The organism is Microbacterium sp. AG1240 (genome assembly GCF_003635115.1).
In the GTDB taxonomy this organism is placed as follows: Bacteria; Actinomycetota; Actinomycetes; order Actinomycetales; family Microbacteriaceae; genus Microbacterium.
Genome location: NZ_RBXJ01000001.1, coordinates 1,716,604 through 1,737,676, shown reverse-complemented (window position 1 = coordinate 1,737,676; position 21,073 = coordinate 1,716,604). Strand labels below are relative to the sequence as shown.

Genomic DNA, 21,073 nt, shown 5'->3' with positions numbered 1-21,073 from the left:
CATGACTGTTCTCGAGATCCGAGACCTCCACGTCACCGTTGAGACGGATGCGGGCACCACCCCGATCCTCAACGGCGTCACGCTGACCATCCGCACGGGCGAGACCCACGCGATCATGGGCCCGAACGGCTCGGGCAAGTCGACGCTCGCCTACACGATCGCCGGTCACCCCAAGTACACCGTCACGAGTGGGTCCATCACGCTCGACGGCGACGACGTCCTCGCGATGACCGTCGACGAGCGCGCCCGCGCGGGCCTGTTCCTCGCGATGCAGTACCCCGTCGAGATCCCCGGCGTCACGGTGACGAACTTCCTCCGCACGGCGAAGACCGCGATCGACGGCGAGGCGCCCAGCATCCGGTCCTGGACCAAGGACGTCAAGGCCTCGATGAAGGACCTCCGCATGGACGACAAGTTCGCCCAGCGCAACGTCAACGAGGGATTCTCCGGCGGCGAGAAGAAGCGCCACGAGATCCTCCAGCTCGAACTCCTCCAGCCGAAGATCGCGGTCCTCGACGAGACCGACTCGGGACTCGACGTCGACGCGCTCAAGATCGTCTCGGAAGGCGTCAACCGCGCCAAGGGCAAGAGCGACCTCGGTGTGCTCCTGATCACCCACTACACCCGCATCCTCCGCTACATCCGCCCCGACTTCGTGCACGTGATCGTCGCCGGCCGGATCGTCGAAGAAGGCGGCCCCGAGCTCGCCGACCGACTCGAGAACGAGGGTTACGACCGGTTCATCCCGGCCGACAGCCCCGTGGAAGCGTAGAATCGTTACATGACCGCAACGATCACGGCCGACAAGTACGACGAGGTCACCGAGGCGCTGAAGGACGTGATGGACCCCGAGCTGGGGATCAACGTCGTCGACCTCGGTCTCATCTACGACCTCGCGTGGGACGACGAGAACGATGCGTTGATCATCCACATGACGCTCACCTCCGCCGGGTGCCCCCTCACCGACGTCCTCGAGGAGCAGACCGCACAGGCGCTGGACAACGTGGTGGACCGATTCCGGATCAACTGGGTCTGGATGCCGCCGTGGGGCCCCGAGCGCATCACCGACGACGGGCGCGACATGATGCGCGCGCTCGGTTTCGCCATCTGACGCACGACCCCACCCGGCCCGGAGGGCGCGGGTAGGCTCGCGGGATGAGCGTCACGCCCCTTCGCGCCCTTCCCCTCGACGAACTCCGGCAGCGTTCCAGCTCCAAGTGGCGGACCTATCCCGCCGACATCCTCCCGCTCTTCGTGGCGGAGACCGACTTCCCGCTCGCGCCGGCCATCTCGGCCGCGCTCGAGCGGGCGGTCCGTCTCGGGGACACCGGCTACACACCGCCGGATCCGGGCATCGCACGGGCTTTCGCAGGCTTCGCGGAGCGCCGGTTCGGATGGACCGTCGACCCGGCGCGGGTGCGCACCACCGGCGACGTGATGGTCGGCGTCGTCGAGCTCCTTCGGGCGGTGACCTCGCCCGGCGACCGTGTCGTGATCACCCCGCCGGTGTACCCGCCCTTCTTCGACACCGTGCGCGAGGCCGGCGCCGAGGTCGAGCGGGTGCCTCTCGTGGCTCCGTCGGTCGATGACGCAGACGGCCGTTGGCGTCTCGACCTGCCCGGGATCGAGGCGGCGCTGGCGGCCGGCGCCCGTGCCGTGCTGCTGTGCAACCCGCACAACCCCACCGGGACGGTGCACACCCGCGCCGATCTCGCCGAGCTCGCGCGCATCGCCGCACACCACGGCGCCGCCGTCGTCAGTGACGAGATCCACTCGCCGCTCGTCCACCCCGGGGAGCGGTTCACGCCCTTCCTCGATGCGTCCGACGACGCCGCGCGCATCGGCTATGCGGTCACCAGCGCCAGCAAGGCGTTCAACCTCGCCGGGTTGAAGTGCGCGCTCATGGTGACCGCGGACGAGCGCACCGCGGCGGTCGTGAAGGCGCTGCCGTGGGAAGTGGAGTGGCGCACGGGCCTGTGGGGCGCCCTCGCCGGAATCGCCGCCTTCTCGCCGGAGAGCGACGAGTGGCTCGACGGATTGCACGCCGCCCTCGACGACAACCGACGGTTGCTCGCCGACCTGCTGGCCGAGCACGTGCCCGCCGCTCGCTACCGCATACCCGACGCGGGCTTCCTGGGCTGGGTCGACCTGACGGAGCTCGGGTGGGGCGACAATCCCGCGGCGAAGATCCGCCGGGAGGCCAAGGTGGCGTTCCACGTCGGCCCGTACTTCGGAACCGAGGGGGCCGGTCACGTGCGCATCAACTTCGGATGCTCGCCCGACGTGCTGCGTGAGGCCGTCGAGCGCGTCGGCGCCCTCGTGAGCAGGTGAGCGACCGGTCCCACGGGCCCGGCATCTGGCGGTCGCCGTTCGGGTGGGTGAGCCTCGGCTCGGTCGCCCTGGTGTTCCTCGCCGCGCTCGAGAGCCTCGCCGTCACGACGGTGATGCCCGTCATCGCCGCGGACCTCGACGGGCAGTCGCTGTACGCGCTCGCGTTCGCCGGCACGCTGGCGACGTCGGTGATCGGAATGGTGTGCGCCGGGTCGTGGGCCGATCGTTCGGGGCCGGCGGTGCCGCTCTCGGCGGCCGTCGCGCTGTTCGTCGCGGGTCTCCTGGTGGCGGGCCTGGCCCCCGACATGGTCGCGTTGATCGTGGGCCGGCTGCTTCAGGGTCTGGGCGCCGGGGGCATGACCGTGTCGCTCTACGTCGTCATCGCGCGGGTCTACCCGTCGGCTCTGCACGGTCGTATCCTCGCCGCGTTCGCGGCGGCCTGGGTGCTTCCGGCGCTGGTCGGACCGTTCCTCGCGGGGGCGGTGACCGAGCTTCTCCACTGGCGGTGGGTGTTCCTCGGGGTCGTGGTGCTGTCCGCCGCGGCCTACGCTCTGCTGCTGCCCCGCCTGTCCCGCCCCGAGTTGCGTTCCGCGGACGACGCCGAGCGCGCTCCGTTCCTCGCTCGTCTCCTGTGGTCCATGGCCGTCGCCGCGGGCGTGCTCGTCCTGAGCATCGCCGCGGAGTCGGGGACGGGTGCGGTCCTCCTCGTCATCGTGGGCGCGGTCGTCGTGGTGGTGGCGATCCGACCGCTCCTTCCGCCGCGGACGCTGCGGAGCGGCCGCGGCCTGCCGAGCGTGATCCTGCTGCGCGGGGCGGTGGCCGGCGCCTTCTTCAGCGCGGAGATCTACGTTCCCTACGTCTTCATCGACCTCTACGGGTTCTCGCCGATCTGGGCGGGGCTCGCCCTCACGGGAGCCGCCGTGATGTGGGCGGCCGGTTCGGAGGCGCAGGGGCGCGTGGGCGATCGCTGGGGTGCTCGTCGCATCCTCGGTGGCGGACTGGCGATCACGATCGTCTCGATGGCCGTCGTGACCGCCGGTGTCGCCCTGCACCTGCCGCCGATCGTGCTCATCGTCGCGTGGACGCTCGGCGGCGGCGGGATGGGGCTCCTGTATCCGCGCATCACGATGCTGATGCTGGCCGCCTCGACGGAGGCCGACCAGGGGCGCAACTCCGCGGCCCTGTCGATCGCCGAGGCGACGGGTGCGGCGACCGCGATCGCCGCGGCGGGAATCGTCGTCGTGGCCCTCGGCGGGGGAGCCCCGGCGTTCGTGGGAGCCTTCCTCCTGTCGACCCTGATCGCCCTCGTCGGCGGCATTCCCGCAACGCGCATCACGGCGCCGATCGAGAGTCGATTGGAACATCCGGGCAGGTAAGGCTACCCTTACGAGGTGTCCTCCGTCGTCGTCTCGAGCCGTCCGTCCTACCGGCCCTACTGCGCAGAGGTGCGCGCGGTGCGCCGGCTGTCGCCGTCGTTCGTGCGCGTGACCTTCGGCTGCGACGACTTCGCCGACTTCGGCACGGCCGGTCTCGACCAGCGCGTCAAGCTCCTCCTGCCGCTTGCCGACGGGACCATCACCGACGTGGGCCAGCGCGACGACGAGGCCATCGCGACAGGCGCGTGGTACGAGCGCTGGCGCGACGTACCGACCGATGAGCGCAGCCCCCTGCGCACCTATACGGTCCGTCGTGTCGCCCCCGAGGCTCGCGAGATCGACGTCGACTTCGTGGTGCATCACGACGCAGGGCCGGCGGGCGAGTGGGCCGCGCATGCGCGCCCCGGCCAGGAGCTCGTCATCGTCGGACCCGACGAACGCAGCGAGCAGTCGCGGCTCGGCCTGGACTTCCATCCCGGGACGGCCCGGCGGTTGCTGCTCGCGGGCGACGAGACGGCGGTGCCCGCCATCAGCGCGATCCTCGAGTCGCTCCCGGCCGGAGTCGACGTCGACGCGTTCCTCGAGGTGCCGACGGGCGATGACGCTCTGACCCTGGATGCGCCCCGCGCTCACCGCGTCACCTGGATCGCACGTGACGACGCCCCGCACGGCGCGCGGCTGATCGCAGCGCTCGAGGGATGGTGCGCAGCATCCGCCGACGTGCTGACGCGCGCCGCCGCGCCGCGACCCCAGGTGCTCGCCGACGTCGACGTCGACCGCGACCTCATCTGGGACAGTCCCGCCGACGCCGAAGGCGAGTTCTACGCGTGGTTCGCGGGCGAGGCGGCGACGATCAAGACGCTGCGCCGGATGCTGGTGACCACCGGGGGAGTCGACCGCAAGCGCGTGGCGTTCATGGGCTACTGGCGGCTCGGGCAAGCAGAACGGCAGGCATGACGACCACGTCCCGGGCGAGGCGTCTGCGTCTCGTCGCCGTCGGTGCTGTCGTCGTCCTGGCCCTCACCGTCGCGGGCAGTCTTCTCATCGGTGCGCGCTCGGTGTCGCCGACGATCGTGTGGCAGGCGCTGACGGCGTTCGACCCGACGGTGGCCGATCACGTGGTCGTCGTCACCCAGCGACTCCCTCGCACCGCCATCGGACTCATCGCCGGCGCCGCCCTCGCTCTCGCGGGCACCCTGATGCAGGGGCTCACCCGTAATCCGCTCGCCGACCCCGGTCTGCTCGGCATCAACGCGGGTGCCTCGGTCGCGGTGCTCGTGGCGATCAGCTTCTTCGGAATCGCGCAGCCGAGCGGATTCGTCTGGTTCGCCTTCGTCGGCGCCGCCGTCGCGGCCGTCGTCGTCGCCGTCATCGGCACGCGCGGCCCGGACGGCGACAACCCGGCCAAGCTCGCGCTCACGGGCGCCGCGGTCACCGCGGGCCTCATCGCGGTCACGACGTTCATGCTGACGACGTCGGCCGCCACGCTCGACGTCTACCGCTACTGGCAGGTGGGTGGTCTGACCACCCGCGGGCTCGACACGGTGGCCATCGCCGCCCTGCCCATCGCCGTCGGCGCCGTCCTCGCCCTCTCCAGCGGACGCGGACTCGACCTCCTCTCGCTTGGGAGCGACACGGCAGCCGGTCTCGGGCAGAACGTCGCCCGCACGCGCGCTCTCGGCATCCTGGCCACGGTGCTCCTGTGCGGGGGAGCGACCGCTCTCGCGGGACCGATCGTGTTCGTCGGGCTGCTCGTCCCACACGTCCTCCGAGCTCTCGTCGGCGGAGGCCACGGGCCGCTCCTCGCGCTGAGCATCCCGGTGGGCGCATCGCTGCTCCTCGCCGCCGATGTCATCGGCCGCGTGATCGCACTGCCCGGCGAGGTGCAGGCCGGCATCGTGGTGGCCTTCGTCGGGGCGCCCGCGCTGATCGCGCTCGTGCTCCGGGGTCGGAGGGTCGCGCTGTGACCGCCGTGCAGACCCCGTCGCCTCTCGCGCTCGTGCGCGGGCGGGTGCGCCGTCGCCGCGTCATCGCGATCGCCGGAGTGACGGCGGCGCTGCTCGTCGTCGTCGTGCTCGGCCTCTCGCTCGGCGACTACCCCCTCTCACCCGTGCAGCTGTGGCGCACCCTCTTCGGCGGCGGGGAGCGCGTGGAGGCGTACGTGCTGTTCCAGGTGCGGGCGCCGCGCGTCGTGATGGGCGTCCTCGTCGGCGTCTGCCTCGGCACCGCGGGGGCACTCCTGCAGACTCTGCTGAGAAACCCTCTCGCGAGTCCCGACCTCCTCGGCATCAGCGGCGGTGCGAGCGTCGGCGCGCTGTTCGTGCTACTCGTGCTCGGGCTGACCGGGCCGCTGCTGGCCGCCGCGGCATTCGTCGGCGGCATGGTCGTGGCGGTATTCCTCCTCGCAGCCGGACGCCGGCTCTCGGACGGCGGATTCCGCCTCATCCTGGCCGGCATCGGCGTCGCCTTCCTCTGCGTCGCGGTCACGAACTTCCTCATGGCCCGCGCGCAGCTCGAGCTCGCGCAGGCAGCGCTGGTGTGGATCACCGGATCGCTGGCGTCGAGCGCGTGGTGGCAGGTACTCGTGGTCCTCGTCGTGATCGTGGCGTGCGCGCCGTTCGTCGCCCTCGCCTCCCGCTGGCTCCCCATCACGCAATTGGGTCCGGCGACGTCCTCGGGTCTGGGCGTGAACGCCACGACCGTGCGCGGGGTGGCCGTCGTCTGCGCGGTGCTGCTCACCGCCGTCACCTGCGCGTTCGCGGGGCCCATCGCGTTCGTCGCGCTGTGCGCGCCCCCGATCGCCCGTTCGCTCCTCGGACACGGGGCGCTGGGGATCGGCACCAGCGCCGTCACGGGGGCCGCCCTCCTCGTCGCGGCCGACCTGATCGCGCAGTTCGCGCTCCCCGGCCTCTCTCTCCCGGTGGGCGTGGTCACCGGGGCGCTCGGCGCCGTGTTCCTCCTGTGGCTTCTGGCCTCGACGAAAGGGCGCCAGGTATGAGCGCTTCCCCCACTCCGCCGCGCCTGCGCGCGCGGTCGTTGAACGCGGGCTACCCGGGCCGACGGGTCATCGAGAACCTCGACCTCGATGTCACCCCCGGTCGGATCACGATGATCATCGGCGCGAACGCCTGCGGGAAGTCGACCCTGCTCGGCGTGCTCGCGCGCCTGCACGCCCCGCTCGGCGGCGAGGTGCTCCTCGACGATGTCGACGTCGCGAGCATTCCGCGACGACGGTTCGCGCAGCGCGTCGGGCTGCTTCCGCAGCATCCGATCGCCCCCGACGGTCTCACCGTCGGCGAGCTCGTCTCGCGCGGACGCCACCCGCACCGTGGCGTCTTCGAGCGATGGAGCGCCGCCGACACGGCGCAGGTCGACGACGCCATGCGGCTGACCGGGGTCGAGGCTCTCGCCGACCGGCCCGTCGGCGACCTCTCCGGCGGACAGCGCCAGAGGGTCTGGATCGCCATGGCGCTCGCCCAGAATCCCGAGATCCTGTTGCTGGACGAGCCGACGACGTTCCTCGATCTGAGCCATCAGCTCGAGGTGCTCGACCTCCTCGTCGAGCTGAACCGCGCGCACGGAACGACGATCGTCGTGGTGCTGCACGAGCTCAACCTCGCCGCGCGCTACGCCGACGACCTCGTGGTCATGAGCGAGGGACGCATCGTCGCCCAGGGCCCCCCGCGAGAGGTGCTGACGGCGGAGGTCGTCTCGGACGCGTTCGCGCTCGATGCCCTCGTGATGCCCGACCCCCTCACCGGCACACCCCTCGTCGTGCCGCGCCCGGGGGGCGCGCACCTGACGCCCGACCCCACCTGATCCCCGAAACCCCCACCCGGCGGAACCCGCTTCCGCGTTCGAAAGGAAAACCCATGTCCCGCACCCCCCGTGCGATCGCGTTCGCCGCAGCCCTCGCCGCCGGCGTCCTCGCGCTGTCGGCCTGCTCGACGGCCGCCCCCGAGAACGGCGCCGGCTCGTCCGGGTCCGACACCGCGGCATCCGAGGCCTTCCCGGTGACGATGACGAACATGTACGGCGAGACGGTGATCGAGTCCGCCCCCGAGCGCATCGCGACGTGGGGTTGGGGCTCCACCGACGCCGTGCTCGCCCTCGGGATCGTTCCGGTCGCCATCGCTTCGATGGATTACGGCGGGGGAGACGACCGCATCACCCCGTGGGTGAAGGACGCCCTCGACGAACTGGGCGGTGAGACGCCCGTGATCCTCGATGCCTCCGGCGAGGTGCCGGTCGAGGAGCTGCTCGCGACCGACCCCGACGTGCTCATCGCGCCCTACTCCGGCCTGACCCAGGAGGAGTACGACGCGATCACCGGCGCCGGCGTGCCGGTCGTCGCACCCACCGATGGTGTCTGGACCACCCCGTGGCGCGACGTCATCACCGAGACGGGCGCGGCGCTCGGCCGCGAAGAGGATGCTGCGCAGATCATCACCGACATGGACGAGCAGGTCGCCGCGGCGGCGGCGGAGCACCCGGAGTTCGCGGGAACCACGATCGCGTACGCCTCCGACAGCGTCGACACGTTCTACCTCTACCTCCCCGCCGACCCCCGCGTGGAGATCCTCGAGGACCTCGGCTTCGTCACCGCCGACTCTGTCGCCGCGCTCGACGACGGATCCGGCAGCTTCTACGCGACCGTCAGCGGCGAGAACCTCGACTCGATCGACGCGGACGTGATCTTCACGCAGGTCGATGACGAGGGCGCTCTCGAGACCTTCCTCACCTCTGACCGCACGCGGCTCATCCCCGCCGTCGCGAAGGGCGCCGTCGCCGCGATCGTCGGCGAGGAGAACGTCGCCGCCGTCTCGCCGACCGCGCTGACGTTCCCGTTCATCCTGCCCACCATCGTCGAGCAGCTGGCCGAGGCCACCGCCGTCGCCAAGGGCTGATCCGATACGACGAAGGCGCCCATCCGGTCTGCCGGGTGGGCGCCTTTCTCGTGCTCGGGGTCAGCGTCGCCGGTCGGCGGCGCGGACCAGCGCCCACGCGGCCGGGACGATGCCGGCCGCCAGCGCGGCCTTGACGATGCCGCCCACGATGAAGGGCAGCACGCCGACGGCGAGGACGTCGCCGAGCCCGTAGCCGAGTCCCAGCACGTTGTTCAGGATGAACGCCATGTAGGGCACACCGATGAGGAACGGCACGACACTGGCCGCGGCGAAACCGACGAACGCCAGGACGGGGCGTCGGTCCCACGATCGCTCGGCAAACCATCCGGCGACGAACGCGGCGAGAACGAAACCGATGATGAAACCGAAGCTGGGCTTGACGACGGAGGCCAGGCCCCCGGACAGTCCGGCGAAGACCGGGAGCCCGACCAGGCCGAGACCGAGGTAGCTCAGCAGCGACAGCGCACCGCGGCGCGCGCCGAGCGCGGCACCCACGACGATGACGCCGAGCGTCTGGCCCGTGATGGGGACCGGCCACAGCGGCACCTCCACCTGGGCGAGGACGGCGACGGTCAGCGCGCCCGTGAGGACGAGGGTCGCGTCGAGGGCGACGGCGCGGGCGCGGGTCGACGGGCGGGCGACGAGGTCGGCCAGCACGCGGCGGCCGAGCGGGGAGGCGACGGACATGAGGCTCCTTCGTGAGCTGCTCGCGGAAGGTTCGGCGGGCTTCGCGACTTATACTAGGGGGCTGGCCGTCGGCCGCCTGTGTACCTTTTCCCACCAGAAGATCGGACGTTCGCTGTGCTCGCCGTGCATGACCTCGAGATCCGCGTCGGAGCGCGCGTGCTGATGTCGGGCGTGTCGTTCCGCGTGAGCGACGGCGACAAGATCGGTCTCGTCGGCCGCAACGGAGCAGGCAAGACCACGCTGACGAAGGTGCTCGCGGGCGATCTGATCTCGGCGGCCGGAAGCGTCGACAGCTCCGGCGAGCTCGGCTATCTGCCCCAGGACCCTCGCAGCGGCGACCCCGAGATGCTGGCGCGCACGCGCATCCTCGACGCGCGCGGTCTCGGCTCTCTCGCCATCGGCATGCAGGAGGCATCGCTGCTCATGGGCGACGCCGATGACGCCGTCGCGGCCAAGGCGATGAAGCGTTACAGCTCGCTCACCGAGCGGTTCGAGGGGCTCGGCGGCTACGCGGCCGAGGCGGAGGCGGCATCGATCGCGAACAACCTGTCGCTGCCCGACCGCATCCTCGATCAGCCGCTCAAGACCCTCTCGGGCGGTCAGCGTCGCCGTATCGAGCTCGCACGCATCCTCTTCTCCGATGCCCAGACCATGATCCTCGACGAGCCGACGAACCACCTCGACGCCGACAGCGTCGTGTGGCTGCGCGAGTTCCTCAAGGGGTACAAGGGCGGGCTGATCGTCATCAGCCACGATGTCGAGCTCGTCGGCGAGACCGTCAACCGCGTGTTCTACCTCGACGCGAACCGTCAGGTCATCGACGTCTACAACATGAACTGGAAGAACTACCTGCGTCAGCGGGTGGCCGACGAGGAGCGCCGCAAGAAGGAGCGCACGAACGTCGAGAAGAAGGCGACGGTGCTCCAGCAGCAGGCCGCCCGATTCGGCGCGAAGGCCTCGAAGGCGGCCGCCGCGCATCAGATGGTCGCTCGGGCCGAGAAGATGCTCGCCGGTCTCGACGAGGTGCGTCAGGAGGAGCGCGTGGCGAAGCTGCGCTTCCCGAAGCCCGCACCCTGCGGCAAAACCCCGCTGATGGCGTCGGGTCTGTCGAAGTCGTACGGTTCGCTCGAGATCTTCACCGACGTCGACCTCGCGATCGACCGTGGCTCCAAGGTCGTCATCCTCGGATTGAACGGTGCGGGGAAGACGACCCTGCTGCGGATCCTCGCCGGTGTCGACAAGGCCGACACCGGGGTCATCGAGCCCGGACACGGCCTCAAGGTCGGGTACTACGCCCAGGAGCACGAGAACCTCGACGTGAAGCGCTCGGTGCTCGAGAACATGATGTCGGCCGCTCCTCACATCACGGCGACGGATGCGCGCAAGGTGCTCGGGTCGTTCCTCTTCGTCGGAGATGACGTGCTGAAGCCTGCGGGCGTGCTCTCCGGTGGCGAGAAGACCCGTCTGTCGCTCGCGACGCTCGTCGTCTCCAGCGCGAACATGCTCCTGCTCGACGAGCCCACCAACAACCTCGACCCGGCGTCGCGCGAAGAGATCCTCGGCGCGCTGGCGCACTACGAAGGTGCCGTCGTACTGGTGTCGCACGACGAGGGCGCTGTCGAGGCGCTCAACCCCGAGCGCGTGCTCATCCTCCCCGACGGGGTGGAAGACATCTGGGGTCGCGACTACGCCGACCTGATCACCCTCGCCTGACCCGACCGGTCAGCGCGAGTCGACCAGGGCGTCCTCCACGTCGGCGTCGTTGTCACGGCGCTTCTCACGACGGGGTCTGGGGGTCTTGCCGGCGGCTTCGTCGGCCTCCTCGCGACGGATGCGCCGTTCGCTGACGATGATGTAGCCGATGAACGCGAAGCCCATGATGGCGAACAGGATCCACTGGATGGCGTACGACAGGTGCGGCCCGGGATCCTCCGTCGGTGACGGCAGCGCGCCGGGCACCACCGCGGGAGACGGGTCTTCCGAGACGAGCTGACCGTACGCGGATGTGACCACCGCGTCACCGGAGGAGACGACCTCGGCGATCGTCGGGAGGTTGATGGTGGCCACCTGGCCCTCGTCGGCCGACCTCCCGGAGGCGGGGACCATCTCTCCCGGCTTCAGACGCACGACGACGGTGGTCTGTCCGATCGGAGGACCGGGGACCGCGTCGGGCTCGGGATCGGGATCGCCCGGAGGCACCCAGCCGCGATCGACGATGATGACGCGGCCGTCGTCAAGACGGAAGGGAACGAGCACCTCGAACGCCGCGGTTCCGCCGTGAGGTCGGTTGCGGACGAGGAGCTCGTCGTCGGGGAGATAAGTCCCGGTGAGGATCACCGGCGTCCACTCGTCGGCGGGATCGAGGTCGGCGCCGGCGGGGATCACGTCGCTGAGCGGCACGGGTTCGGCGTCGTAGTTGGCGTCGACGAGCGCGAGCTGGCGGGCGCGCTCCTCGTTGCGGGTGAACTGCCAGTGAGAGAGGAAGCCGCAGGCGACCGCGAACACGATCGCGATGGCGACGTAGCCCGTCCACCGCAGAGCGGCGGGGCGTGCACGATCGCTCATCGGGGTGCGCCCTCCTCGGAGACCGCGGAGAGGGCCGAGACCTCGACGGGGAAGTCTCGCGCGGCGAGGTAGTCGCGCAAGAAGTCGACGTGGGCGTCGCACGCCGACCACAGCTTGCGGCGATCGGCGGTGTGGATGCGGGGGTTGCGCCAGGCAACGACCCAGGCGGATGCGTCGCGGCAGCCGGCCCGCGAGCACTCCGCCGTCACGGCTTCGGTTCCGATCCCGGCGTCAGACGAGGGGTCTCGGAGATACGGAACACCGCGGGCCCGGCCGGTGCCGGGACGACCGGAGCGACCGTCGGCGGCGACTCCAGCATCCGCTCGGGGCTCTCGACGTTCGTGCGTCGCACGTCGGAGCCCACATTGGCGACGACGACGGCGATGTACGGCAGGACGACCGCGCCCAGCGCGAACAGCCATGTGTACCAGCTGAACGGCTGGACGAGGACCATCGCCACGATGCAGGCGAGGCGAATGCCCATCATCACCATGTACTTGGTGAGACGGGAGCCCGCGTCGTCCTTGGGGGCGACCGGGAGCGATGTCGCGGAGGGAGTGGTCGTTTTCACGATCCCTCAAGATTACGCCTGCCAGCCGAGCGCGGCGCCGGAACAACGTCAGATAGTTCAGGAGTAGTCGTAATACGACGAGCCGCTCGAGGCGACCCCGACGATGAACATGACCCAGATGACGAGCAGGATGATGCCGATCACGGCGAAGCCGATGCCGACCCAGCCGAGGATGGTGCCGGCCAGAGCCATTCCGCGACCCGCCTCCCCGTTGGTCTTCAGCTGCTTCAGCGACATGTGACCGGTGATCACGGCGACGATCGACGCGATCAACGGGAGGACGACGAACGCGGCGATGCCCGAGACGAGGGAGACGATCGCGAGCGAATTGGTCTTCGGCGCGTAGCCGTAGGGCGCTGCGTACCCGTAGGGCTGCTGCTGCTGGGGGTACGCCGGCGCTCCATAGGGAGTCTGCGGGGCTGCGGCCCCGGGGTAACCGGGAGGCGGTGGGCTCGCGGGTGCACCTGCGGGGGAGCCGTTCGGGTTCTCGTCGCTCACGTCAAGCCTCTCTATCGCTGAGACCAGAGTTCCAGCGGGCGGATGCGGTGTCAAACCCGCTCGGGCGCGCGCGCCCCGGTCGCCTAGGCTGGGGCAGTTCCGTCCACCGGCCAGGGAGTGTGCCATGTCCACCGAACGCGTCGTCCTCGTCACCGGAGGCAACCGCGGCATCGGCCGCGCCATCGCCGAGAGGTTCGTGGCAGAGGGCTACCGGGTGGCCGTCACCGCCCGTTCGGGGGAAGGCCCCGAGGGCACCCTCACGGTGCGCGCGGACGTGACCGACGCCGCGGCCGTCGACGCCGCCTTCACCGAGGTCGAGGCGGCCCTCGGCCCCATCGAGATCGTCGTCGCCAACGCCGGCGTCACGAAGGACACCCTCCTCATGCGCATGACGGAGGACGACTTCGATTCGGTCGTCGCGACGAACCTCGGCGGCGCGTTCCGGGTCGTCAAGCGCGCGTCGAAGGGGATGCTGCGGGCCCGGTGGGGCCGCGTGATCCTCATCTCCAGCGTCGTCGGCCTCTACGGATCCGCCGGCCAGGTGAACTACGCGGCCTCCAAGAGCGGTCTCGTCGGCTTCGCCCGATCGCTGACGCGCGAACTCGGGGCTCGCGGCATCACGACGAACGTCGTGGCACCCGGCTTCATCGAGACCGACATGACCGCCGCCCTCCCCGAGGACACGCAGGCCGAGTACAAGCGCAGCATCCCGGCCGGCCGCTTCGCGACTCCCGACGAGGTCGCCGGCGTCGTCACCTGGGTGGCCTCGGACGCCGCCGCGTACATCTCCGGCGCGGTGATCCCCGTCGACGGCGGTCTCGGTATGGGGCACTGAGGTCCCACACCCACGGGGCAGCGGCGGCGATCACCTCGTGCGCGGCGACCGCACGCCCGCCCTCCACCGGATACCGGTCCTCTGCCGGATGCCGGTGCTCTAGGGGAGGAGGGGGAGCACCTCGCGCAGGTCGACGCGACCGATCACGAGATCGGCGTGCGCCCGCACCGTCGGCTTGGCGTTGAACGCGAGGCCGAGACCGGCCGCCGCCAGCATGGGGAGGTCGTTCGCACCATCGCCGATCGCGACGGTCGCCCCGCGCGGCACGGCGGCCCCCGACGCCCATTCCCGCAGCGCCACGACCTTGGCCGCGCCGTCGACGATCTCGCCGTCGACTCTGCCGGTGAACGTCCCGTTCGCCGTCTCGAGTCGGTTGGCGCGCCAGACGTCGACACCCAGCGCGGGCGCGATCACATCGAGGATCTCGTGGAATCCGCCGGAGACCACGCCGACGCGCCCGCCGCGATCGTGCACGCCGGCGATCAGCTCACGCACCCCGGGCGTCGGCTCGATGCGCGCGACGACCCGTTCGAACGCCGCCGTGGGAACACCGGCCAACGCGGCGACCCGGGTTCGCAGGCTCGTGGCGAAATCGACCTCGCCCCGCATCGCGGCCTCCGTCGCCGCGGCGACCTCGGCACCGCGGCCGGCTTCGTCGGCGAGGAGTTCGATGACCTCGTTGCGGATGAGCGTGGAATCGGCGTCGAGAACGACGAGGAACCGGGCGGCAGGCACGCGCTCGACCCTAGCGTGACCTGTCGTGACGTGCGTCGCGCCGGGGGTTCGGGCGACGGTCCACAATGGGAGTGCACTCCGAGGAAGGAACCCCATGGCAGACGTCGAGAGCTTCACCCTGGACCACACCGCCGTCAAGGCGCCGTACGTGCGGCTGATCGGCACCGAAGTCGGACCGCGCGGCGACGTCATCGCGAACTTCGATGTGCGCTTCGTGCAACCGAACGAGGGGGAGATCCCCACCGCGGGTATTCACACCATCGAGCACATGCTCGCCAGTCTCCTGCGCGATCGGCTCGACGGGGTCATCGACATCTCGCCCTTCGGCTGCCGCACCGGCTTCCACCTCATCACGTGGGGAGAGCCGGCCGTCGCCGATGTCGTCACCGCGATCGGCGAGGGCCTGCGATTCATCGCCGAGGAAGCCGAATGGTCCGACGTGCCGGGCGTGGACGCCTTCAGCTGCGGCAACTACCGCGACCACAGCCTCCACTCCGCACGTGAGTGGTCGGCCGAGATCCTTCGTCAGGGCATCAGCCGGGACGCCTTCGAACGCGTGGGCGTCTGAACGCCGCGTCGGCCCCGATCAGGGGTCGACGCGGGCGTTCTTGGCGACGATCGTGATGCCGGTGTCGGTGACGGTGAAGCCCCGGGCGAGATCGCGTTCGCGGTCTACCCCGACGGTCGCTCCGTCGGCGAGAACCACGTTCTTGTCGAGGATCGCGCGGTGGATGCGGGCACCGGCTCCGACGCGCACGTAGTCGAACAGCACCGAGTCGGTGATGGTCGACCCGCCCCCGGCGAGAGTCCACGGCCCGACGACGCTGCGCTCGAGGTGCGTACCCGAGAGCACGGACCCGAGCGAGACGACCGAGTCGATCGCGTTGCCGATCCGCCCGACCGAGTCGCGGACGAACTTCGCCGGCGGCGAGTTGACCGTCTGCGAGAAGATCGGCCAGTCGGTGTTGTAGAGGTTGAACACCGGGAGCGTGGAGATCAGGTCCATGTGCGCGTCGTAGAACGACTCGATCGTTCCCACGTCGCGCCAGTAGTCGCGATCGCGATCGGTGGAGCCGGGGACGTCGTTGCGCTTGAAGTCGTAGACGGCCGCTTCGCCGCGATCGACGAAGTAGGGAACGATGTCGCCGCCCATGTCGTGGTTCGACGTGGGGAGTTCTCCGTCGTACTCCACCGCCTCGATGAGGGCGTCGGCGTCGAAGATGTAGTTGCCCATCGACGCGAGCACCTCGTGCGGCGCGTCGGCGAGCCCGGTCGGAGACTGCGGCTTCTCGAGGAACTGCTTGATCCGCGTCGGGTCGGTCGGATCGACGTCGATCACACCGAACTGGTTCGCCAGCTCGATGGGCTGTCGGATGCCGGCGACGGTCGCGCGCGCATCGGAGTTGATGTGCGCGTCGAGCATCTGCGTGAAGTCCATGCGGTAGACGTGGTCGGCGCCGATCACGGCGACGATGTCGGGCTTCTCGTCGAGGATGAGGTTCATGCTCTGCAGGATCGCGTCGGCCGAACCCGAGAACCACCGCTTTCCGAGGCGCTGCTGGGCGGGCACCGACGCGACGTACGAACCGAGCATCGGAGACATCCGCCACGTCTGAGAGATGTGGCGGTCGAGGCTGTGCGATTTGTACTGCGTCAGCACAACGAGCTGGCGCAGCCCGGAATTCACGAGGTTCGAGATCGCGAAATCGATCAGGCGGTACTGACCTCCGAACGGCACGGCGGGCTTGGCGCGATCGGCGGTGAGGGGCATGAGCCGCTTGCCCTCACCACCCGCGAGGATGATTCCGAAGACCTTCGGCGCTGCAGGCATGGCACCACACTAGGCCCGTCCGCGATGTGGAGACCACAGCTTCTCGCCCCTTGACAGCTGTACTAGCGTTCGAGCATGCGCGTGGACATCGTCACCAAGGAATACCCGCCCGAGATCTACGGGGGCGCGGGGGTGCACGTCACCGAGCTGGTCCGTGCCCTGCGCCGATCGATAGACGTCGAGGTGCGCGCCTTCGGTGCGCCTCGCGACGAGCCGCAGGCCACGTCGTACGCGGTGCCGGCGGAGCTCGCGTCGGCGAACGGGGCGATTCAGACCCTGGGAACCGACCTCGAGATCGTCGGGGACGTCGCCGGGGCGGACCTCGTGCACAGTCATACCTGGTACGCGAACTTCGCCGGTCACCTGGCGTCGCTCCTGCACGGCATTCCGCACGTCGTCAGCGCCCACAGCCTGGAGCCCCTCCGTCCGTGGAAGGCCGAGCAGCTCGGCGGCGGCTACGCCGTCTCGAGCTACATCGAGAAGACCGCGTACGAGGGCGCCGCCGCGATCATCGCGGTCAGCGACGGCATGCGCCGCGACATCCTCCGCAGCTATCCCGACCTCGATCCGGCGAAGGTGCGCGTGATCTACAACGGTATCGACGTCGATGCGTGGCGCCCCGTCGTGGACATCGACTTCCTGGCCGCGAATGGCATCGACTCCACGCGTCCGTCGGTCGTGTTCGTCGGCCGCATCACGCGGCAGAAGGGTCTCCCGTACCTCCTTCGCGCCGCCGAGCAGCTGCCGCCCGAGGTGCAGCTGATCCTGTGCGCCGGTGCGCCCGACACCCCCGAGATCATGGCGGAGGTGGAGGAGCTGGTGCGCGGGCTCCAGTCGACGCGCGAGGGCGTCGTCTGGATCGATCGACACCTGTCGCGTCACGACCTCTGCGCCGTGCTCACCGCGGCGACCGCGTTCGTCTGCCCGTCCGTCTACGAGCCGCTCGGCATCGTGAACCTCGAGGCCATGGCGTGCGGCGCCGCCGTCGTCGGTACCGCCACCGGCGGCATTCCGGAGGTCGTGGCCGACGGCGTGACCGGTCGCCTGGTCCCGATCGAGCAGGCACAGGACGGCACGGGCACGCCCGTCGATCCCGAACGCTTCGTGAACGACCTCGCGCGGGTACTGATCGAGGTCGTCGGCGACCGCGAGAAGGCGGCGGAGTACGGTCGGGCCGGCCGGACGCGCGCGGCGGAGGAGTTCAGCTGGCAGAAGATCGCCGACACGACCGAGGAGCTCTACCGCGAGCTGACCGGCCGATAGGCTGGGGGAATGCCGCAAGTCTTGGAGTTCTCCGACGTCGTCGTTCGCCGGAACGCCCGAGAGATCGTGTCGCACCTCGACTGGTCGGTCGACGACGATCAACGCTGGGTGGTCCTCGGACCCAACGGGGCGGGGAAGACCACCCTGCTCCAGCTCGCCGACACGCTGCTGCACCCCAGCTCGGGCAGGGTCACGATCCTCGGCGAGCAGCTCGGGCGCACCGACGTCTTCGAGCTGCGCCCGCGGATCGGGTTCGCCTCGTCGGCGATGGCTCGCCGCATCCCGCCCGAGGAGTCGGTGCTGAACGTCGTGCTGACGGCGGCATTCTCCGTGCTCGGGCGGTGGCGAGAGGACTACGAGGACATCGACGAGCGTCGGGCCCTGCGTGTGCTGGCCGAGTGGAAGCTCGATCACCTCGCCGACCGCACGTTCGGCACGCTGTCGGATGGGGAGCAGAAGCGCGTTCAGATCGCCCGCGCGGTGATGACCGACCCCGAGCTGCTGCTGCTCGACGAACCGACCGCCAGCCTCGACCTCGGCGCGCGAGAGGAACTGCTCACGCTTCTGTCCGACTACGCGCAGGCGCCCACCACGCCCGCGATGGTCATGGTCACCCACCATGTCGAGGAGATCCCCGTGGGCTTCACCCACGTGATGCTGCTGCGCGACGGCGCGGTAGCGGCCGCGGGTCCCATCCCCGAGACCCTGACGGCGGCCAATCTCGAGGCCACGTTCGGCGTACCGATCGTGCTCACCGAAGACGCCGGCCGTTACGCGGCGCGCGCCGCGTCCTGACCCTGTTCCGTCGTCGGCCCTCGGGCTGGTAGACTCGGTCGCTGGTGCATTCGCGCCGCTGACTTTGACGGTCCTGGCCAAATCCAGGGCACCTCATCTCAAAGGACCCCCATGAAGACTGACATCCACCCGGACTACCGCGCCGTCGTGTTCCGCGACCTCGGCTCCGGCGAGACCTTCCTCACCCGTTCGACGGTGACCAGCGACAAGACGATCGAACTCGACGGTGTCGAGTACCCGGTCATCGACGTCGAGATCTCGTCCGCGTCGCACCCGTTCTACACGGGCAAGCAGCGCATCATGGACTCGGCCGGTCGCGTCGAGAAGTTCAACCAGCGCTTCAAGGGCTTCGGCGGCAGCTGAACCCGATCCCCGTGCAACGGCCTCGCTTCGGCGGGGCCGTTTCTCGTTTCACCGGATGGGCCACGATCCGTCGAGGGGCTGGTCGGGGTCGAGGCGCCCGATGCTGACGAAGTACTCGGTCAGGCTCGCCGCCTGCGCGCGTGCCCAGGAGATCTGACGCGTATGCAGCTCGTCGATCGTGGGCGGCAGCCAGGCGGCGTAGCGCTCTGCGAGAGCCTGAGCGACACGCCCGGCGGCCACGGCGTCGGCGGATGCTTCGTGGGCGGCGTCGAGGCGCACGCGGTAGTGCTCTGCGACCACCGAGAGGGTGCGCTTCCCGCGCCGCCAGCGGTCGTAGGCCTTGTCGACGACCAGCGGGTCGATGACGGGTGAGGGGCTCTCGATCGGTGGGATGCCGTGGCGCACGGCTTCGTTCTTCAGCAGGGAGAAATCGAACGGCGCGTTGTAGGCGACGACCGGGATCCCCGCGGCGAACAGCGCGCGCAGCGCGTCGACCACCTCGGCGACCACGAGGTGCACGGGACGCCCGTCGGCGCGAGCCCGCGCGGTCGAGATGCCGTGGATCGCGGCCGCGCCCGCGGGGATCTCGACGCCCGGGTCGGCCAGCCAGTCGCGTGCGGCGAGAACTCCGCCCTCCTGGTCGAGGAGGCCGACGTGGGCCGTGACGATACGGTCGGACGTCACGTCGACACCCGTCGTCTCGAGGTCGAAGACCCCGACGACCTGCGCCCATTCCGGAGACCGGAAGAGGGGGAGCGGGTCCGGCTGCATGCCTCACACGGTAGGGGGCGGCCCGGACATCGCCGCGGAGGCACTCCGGGCGGGGCCTGCTCGTAGACTCGACGGGTGCCGAACCCGTATGCCGCTCTCCTGGACCGAGTACCCGCGCAGCGGAACGAGGTCGACGTGCTCGGCGCGACCACGGCCTACTGGGAGTACGGCGAGGAGGGCGCGGCGACGACGATCGTCGCCGTCCACGGCTTCCGCGGCGAGCACCACGGCCTCGAGCCGGTCGTCGCCCACCTCGAGGGCATCCGTGTGATCTCGCCCGACCTGCCCGGGTTCGGAGAGACGCCGCCGATCCCGGATCGTCGCCATGACCTCGCGCTCTACGTGGACTGGTTGTCGTCGTTCGTCGACCGCGTCGCGCCGGGTGCCGTGGTGCTCGGGCACTCGTTCGGCTCCATCGTGTCGGCCGCAGCTGTGGCCGACGGGCTCGAGACCCCCTCGCTCGTGCTGGTCAATCCGATCGGTGCTCCGGCTCTCGAGGGGCCCCGCGGCATCCTGACCCGCCTGGCCGTCTTCTATTACTGGGCCGGCGCGCGCCTGCCCGCGCGGCTCGGCGACGCGCTGCTGCGCAACCGGCTCGTGGTGCGGGGGATGAGCGTCGCGATGGTCAAGACGCGCGACAAGGGCCTGCGCCGTTTCGTGCACGAGCAGCACGACGCCTACTTCTCGCGGTTCGCCGACCGCGACGTGCTGCACGATGCGTTCCTGACGTCGGTCTCGAACGACGTTCGGGGCTTCGCGCCCCGCATCACGACCCGCACCCTGCTGGTCGCGGCCCAGAAGGACGACATCACGCCGATCGAAGCCGAGCGGACGCTCGCGACCCTCTTCGCGGACGCTCAGCTCGTCGAGATCGAGGACGTCGGCCACCTGATCCACTACGAGACGCCGGCGGTGGCCGCCGGCGCGATCACGCGCTTTCTTTCGCCTTCCGACGCCGGTACGCGTTGACGTTCATGCGATTGCCGCAGTTGCCGGTGTCGCAATAGCGCTTGGACTTGTTCCGCGAGTAGTCGATGAAGACGGAGGCGCAGTCGTCTGCCTCGCAGACCTGCACCCGGTCGTACTCGTCGGCGCGGATGACGTCGACGAACGCCATGGCGGTCTCGACCAGCACGCGGGTCGTGAGCGGCTCCTGGTCGTCGGTGGCGTGAATGTGCCACTGCTCGAATCCGGCGTGCGAGACGAGCTGGGGCAGCGCTCGGCCGTCGCTCAGCATCGCGTTCACCAGCGGTACCGCCCCGTCGCGACCGACGGTCCAGAGGGCATGCAGGCGGGGGCGGATGCTGCGCATGGCCTCGAGCTCCTCCGCGTCGCGCTGCAGGCGACCCGAGTAGGGGCGCTCATCGAGGAACCGGTCGAGATCCGCCAGATCGACCAGTGCGTCGACGCCCTCGGAGGACCTCTCGGGCGCCGTGTTGACGAGGTCGACGGCGGCCTCGAGAGCGAGCTGGGTGTCATGGATGAACACCATGTTGACTCCTGACATCGGCGGGCGCTAGTGTCACCATCGTAACCACTCGACAC

General features: G+C 70.1%; 25 protein-coding genes. 16 read left to right on the top strand and 9 right to left on the bottom strand.

What is annotated here, in order from left to right; genetic code table 11:
* Window position 1: 1 nt before the first annotated feature.
* From sufC to DEU34_RS08220, 9 genes are read left to right on the top strand one after another with little or no spacing between them, the layout of a single operon-like run.
* Window positions 2-772 (top strand): Fe-S cluster assembly ATPase SufC, encoded by a 771-nt coding sequence (gene sufC / locus DEU34_RS08260; RefSeq protein WP_116646710.1) that lies wholly within the window; start codon window positions 2-4, stop codon window positions 770-772.
* Window positions 773-781: 9 nt separating this feature from the next.
* Window positions 782-1,111, top strand: a complete 330-nt coding sequence (locus tag DEU34_RS08255) for a metal-sulfur cluster assembly factor (RefSeq protein WP_116646709.1) — start codon at window positions 782-784, stop codon at window positions 1,109-1,111.
* Between the two features lie 44 nt (window positions 1,112-1,155).
* A complete protein-coding gene (locus DEU34_RS08250) occupies window positions 1,156-2,331 on the top strand; it encodes a MalY/PatB family protein (RefSeq protein ID WP_121149586.1) in 1,176 nt (391 codons plus the stop codon).
* Window positions 2,328-3,707 carry an MFS transporter gene (locus DEU34_RS08245; protein ID WP_121149585.1) on the top strand — a complete coding sequence of 460 codons (1,380 nt, stop codon included), beginning with the start codon at window positions 2,328-2,330 and terminating at the stop codon, window positions 3,705-3,707. The genes DEU34_RS08250 and DEU34_RS08245 overlap by 4 nt, the downstream gene beginning before the upstream one ends.
* A 15-nt stretch (window positions 3,708-3,722) precedes the next feature.
* On the top strand, window positions 3,723-4,664 hold the full coding sequence (locus DEU34_RS08240) for a siderophore-interacting protein (RefSeq protein ID WP_121149584.1): 942 nt from the start codon (window positions 3,723-3,725) through the stop codon (window positions 4,662-4,664).
* The gene (locus DEU34_RS08235) at window positions 4,661-5,674 is read left to right on the top strand and encodes an iron ABC transporter permease (RefSeq protein ID WP_121149583.1); all 1,014 of its coding nucleotides are present in this window, start codon (window positions 4,661-4,663) and stop codon (window positions 5,672-5,674) included. The genes DEU34_RS08240 and DEU34_RS08235 overlap by 4 nt, the downstream gene beginning before the upstream one ends.
* The gene (locus DEU34_RS08230; protein WP_259460069.1) at window positions 5,671-6,705 is read left to right on the top strand and encodes an iron chelate uptake ABC transporter family permease subunit; all 1,035 of its coding nucleotides are present in this window, start codon (window positions 5,671-5,673) and stop codon (window positions 6,703-6,705) included. Before DEU34_RS08235 ends, DEU34_RS08230 begins: the two co-directional genes overlap by 4 nt.
* Window positions 6,702-7,526, top strand: a complete 825-nt coding sequence (locus tag DEU34_RS08225) for an ABC transporter ATP-binding protein (RefSeq protein ID WP_121149582.1) — start codon at window positions 6,702-6,704, stop codon at window positions 7,524-7,526. Before DEU34_RS08230 ends, DEU34_RS08225 begins: the two co-directional genes overlap by 4 nt.
* A 53-nt stretch (window positions 7,527-7,579) precedes the next feature.
* The gene (locus DEU34_RS08220) at window positions 7,580-8,614 is read left to right on the top strand and encodes an ABC transporter substrate-binding protein (protein WP_121149581.1); all 1,035 of its coding nucleotides are present in this window, start codon (window positions 7,580-7,582) and stop codon (window positions 8,612-8,614) included.
* Between the two features lie 60 nt (window positions 8,615-8,674).
* On the opposite strand, the gene DEU34_RS08215 is transcribed toward DEU34_RS08220, so the two are convergent.
* Entirely contained in the window at window positions 8,675-9,301 is a 627-nt protein-coding gene (locus tag DEU34_RS08215; RefSeq protein WP_121149580.1) for a biotin transporter BioY, read from the bottom strand.
* Between the two features lie 114 nt (window positions 9,302-9,415).
* Between DEU34_RS08215 and DEU34_RS08210 the strand changes: the two genes are divergently transcribed.
* On the top strand, window positions 9,416-11,014 hold the full coding sequence (locus tag DEU34_RS08210) for an ABC-F family ATP-binding cassette domain-containing protein (RefSeq protein ID WP_121149579.1): 1,599 nt from the start codon (window positions 9,416-9,418) through the stop codon (window positions 11,012-11,014).
* A 9-nt stretch (window positions 11,015-11,023) separates the two neighbouring features.
* On the opposite strand, the gene DEU34_RS08205 is transcribed toward DEU34_RS08210, so the two are convergent.
* The 4 genes from DEU34_RS08205 to DEU34_RS08190 are packed head-to-tail and all read right to left on the bottom strand — an operon-like array spanning window position 11,024 to window position 12,935.
* On the bottom strand, window positions 11,024-11,866 hold the full coding sequence (locus DEU34_RS08205; RefSeq protein ID WP_121149578.1) for an SURF1 family protein: 843 nt from the start codon (window positions 11,864-11,866) through the stop codon (window positions 11,024-11,026).
* Window positions 11,863-12,075, bottom strand: a complete 213-nt coding sequence (locus DEU34_RS08200; RefSeq protein ID WP_259460068.1) for a hypothetical protein — start codon at window positions 12,073-12,075, stop codon at window positions 11,863-11,865. Before DEU34_RS08200 ends, DEU34_RS08205 begins: the two co-directional genes overlap by 4 nt.
* Window positions 12,072-12,437: a DUF3099 domain-containing protein gene (locus tag DEU34_RS08195; RefSeq protein WP_121149577.1), complete on the bottom strand. Its 366-nt coding sequence runs from the start codon at window positions 12,435-12,437 to the stop codon at window positions 12,072-12,074. Before DEU34_RS08195 ends, DEU34_RS08200 begins: the two co-directional genes overlap by 4 nt.
* A gap of 57 nt (window positions 12,438-12,494) precedes the next feature.
* Window positions 12,495-12,935, bottom strand: a complete 441-nt coding sequence (locus DEU34_RS08190) for a DUF4190 domain-containing protein (protein ID WP_259460067.1) — start codon at window positions 12,933-12,935, stop codon at window positions 12,495-12,497.
* Window positions 12,936-13,059: 124 nt separating this feature from the next.
* Here DEU34_RS08190 and fabG point away from each other — a divergent pair, with 124 nt between their 5' ends.
* Window positions 13,060-13,770 carry a 3-oxoacyl-ACP reductase FabG gene (gene fabG / locus DEU34_RS08185; RefSeq protein ID WP_116646696.1) on the top strand — a complete coding sequence of 237 codons (711 nt, stop codon included), beginning with the start codon at window positions 13,060-13,062 and terminating at the stop codon, window positions 13,768-13,770.
* A 99-nt stretch (window positions 13,771-13,869) separates the two neighbouring features.
* Here the strand turns inward: fabG and serB are convergent, their stop codons facing one another.
* The gene (gene serB / locus DEU34_RS08180) at window positions 13,870-14,505 is read right to left on the bottom strand and encodes a phosphoserine phosphatase SerB (RefSeq protein WP_121149575.1); all 636 of its coding nucleotides are present in this window, start codon (window positions 14,503-14,505) and stop codon (window positions 13,870-13,872) included.
* Between the two features lie 94 nt (window positions 14,506-14,599).
* Here serB and DEU34_RS08170 point away from each other — a divergent pair, with 94 nt between their 5' ends.
* Window positions 14,600-15,073, top strand: a complete 474-nt coding sequence (locus tag DEU34_RS08170; protein WP_121149574.1) for an S-ribosylhomocysteine lyase — start codon at window positions 14,600-14,602, stop codon at window positions 15,071-15,073.
* A gap of 18 nt (window positions 15,074-15,091) precedes the next feature.
* On the opposite strand, the gene glgC is transcribed toward DEU34_RS08170, so the two are convergent.
* Window positions 15,092-16,336, bottom strand: a complete 1,245-nt coding sequence (gene glgC / locus DEU34_RS08165) for a glucose-1-phosphate adenylyltransferase (protein WP_121149573.1) — start codon at window positions 16,334-16,336, stop codon at window positions 15,092-15,094.
* A gap of 75 nt (window positions 16,337-16,411) precedes the next feature.
* Between glgC and glgA the strand changes: the two genes are divergently transcribed.
* From glgA to DEU34_RS08150, 3 genes are all read left to right on the top strand, one after another.
* A complete protein-coding gene (gene glgA / locus DEU34_RS08160; RefSeq protein WP_121149572.1) occupies window positions 16,412-17,599 on the top strand; it encodes a glycogen synthase in 1,188 nt (395 codons plus the stop codon).
* Between the two features lie 9 nt (window positions 17,600-17,608).
* Window positions 17,609-18,394, top strand: a complete 786-nt coding sequence (locus DEU34_RS08155) for an ABC transporter ATP-binding protein (RefSeq protein ID WP_121149571.1) — start codon at window positions 17,609-17,611, stop codon at window positions 18,392-18,394.
* 111 nt (window positions 18,395-18,505) lie between these two features.
* Window positions 18,506-18,757 carry a type B 50S ribosomal protein L31 gene (locus DEU34_RS08150; protein WP_116646690.1) on the top strand — a complete coding sequence of 84 codons (252 nt, stop codon included), beginning with the start codon at window positions 18,506-18,508 and terminating at the stop codon, window positions 18,755-18,757.
* Window positions 18,758-18,805: 48 nt separating this feature from the next.
* Here the strand turns inward: DEU34_RS08150 and DEU34_RS08145 are convergent, their stop codons facing one another.
* Window positions 18,806-19,528, bottom strand: coding sequence for a 3'-5' exonuclease (locus DEU34_RS08145; RefSeq protein ID WP_121149570.1), 723 nt, complete (start codon window positions 19,526-19,528; stop codon window positions 18,806-18,808).
* Between the two features lie 75 nt (window positions 19,529-19,603).
* Between DEU34_RS08145 and DEU34_RS08140 the strand changes: the two genes are divergently transcribed.
* Entirely contained in the window at window positions 19,604-20,497 is an 894-nt protein-coding gene (locus DEU34_RS08140) for an alpha/beta fold hydrolase (RefSeq protein ID WP_121149569.1), read from the top strand.
* Here the strand turns inward: DEU34_RS08140 and DEU34_RS08135 are convergent.
* Window positions 20,457-21,020 carry a CGNR zinc finger domain-containing protein gene (locus DEU34_RS08135; RefSeq protein ID WP_121149568.1) on the bottom strand — a complete coding sequence of 188 codons (564 nt, stop codon included), beginning with the start codon at window positions 21,018-21,020 and terminating at the stop codon, window positions 20,457-20,459. The two genes, DEU34_RS08140 and DEU34_RS08135, sit on opposite strands and share 41 nt — an antisense overlap.
* Window positions 21,021-21,073: the final 53 nt, after the last annotated feature.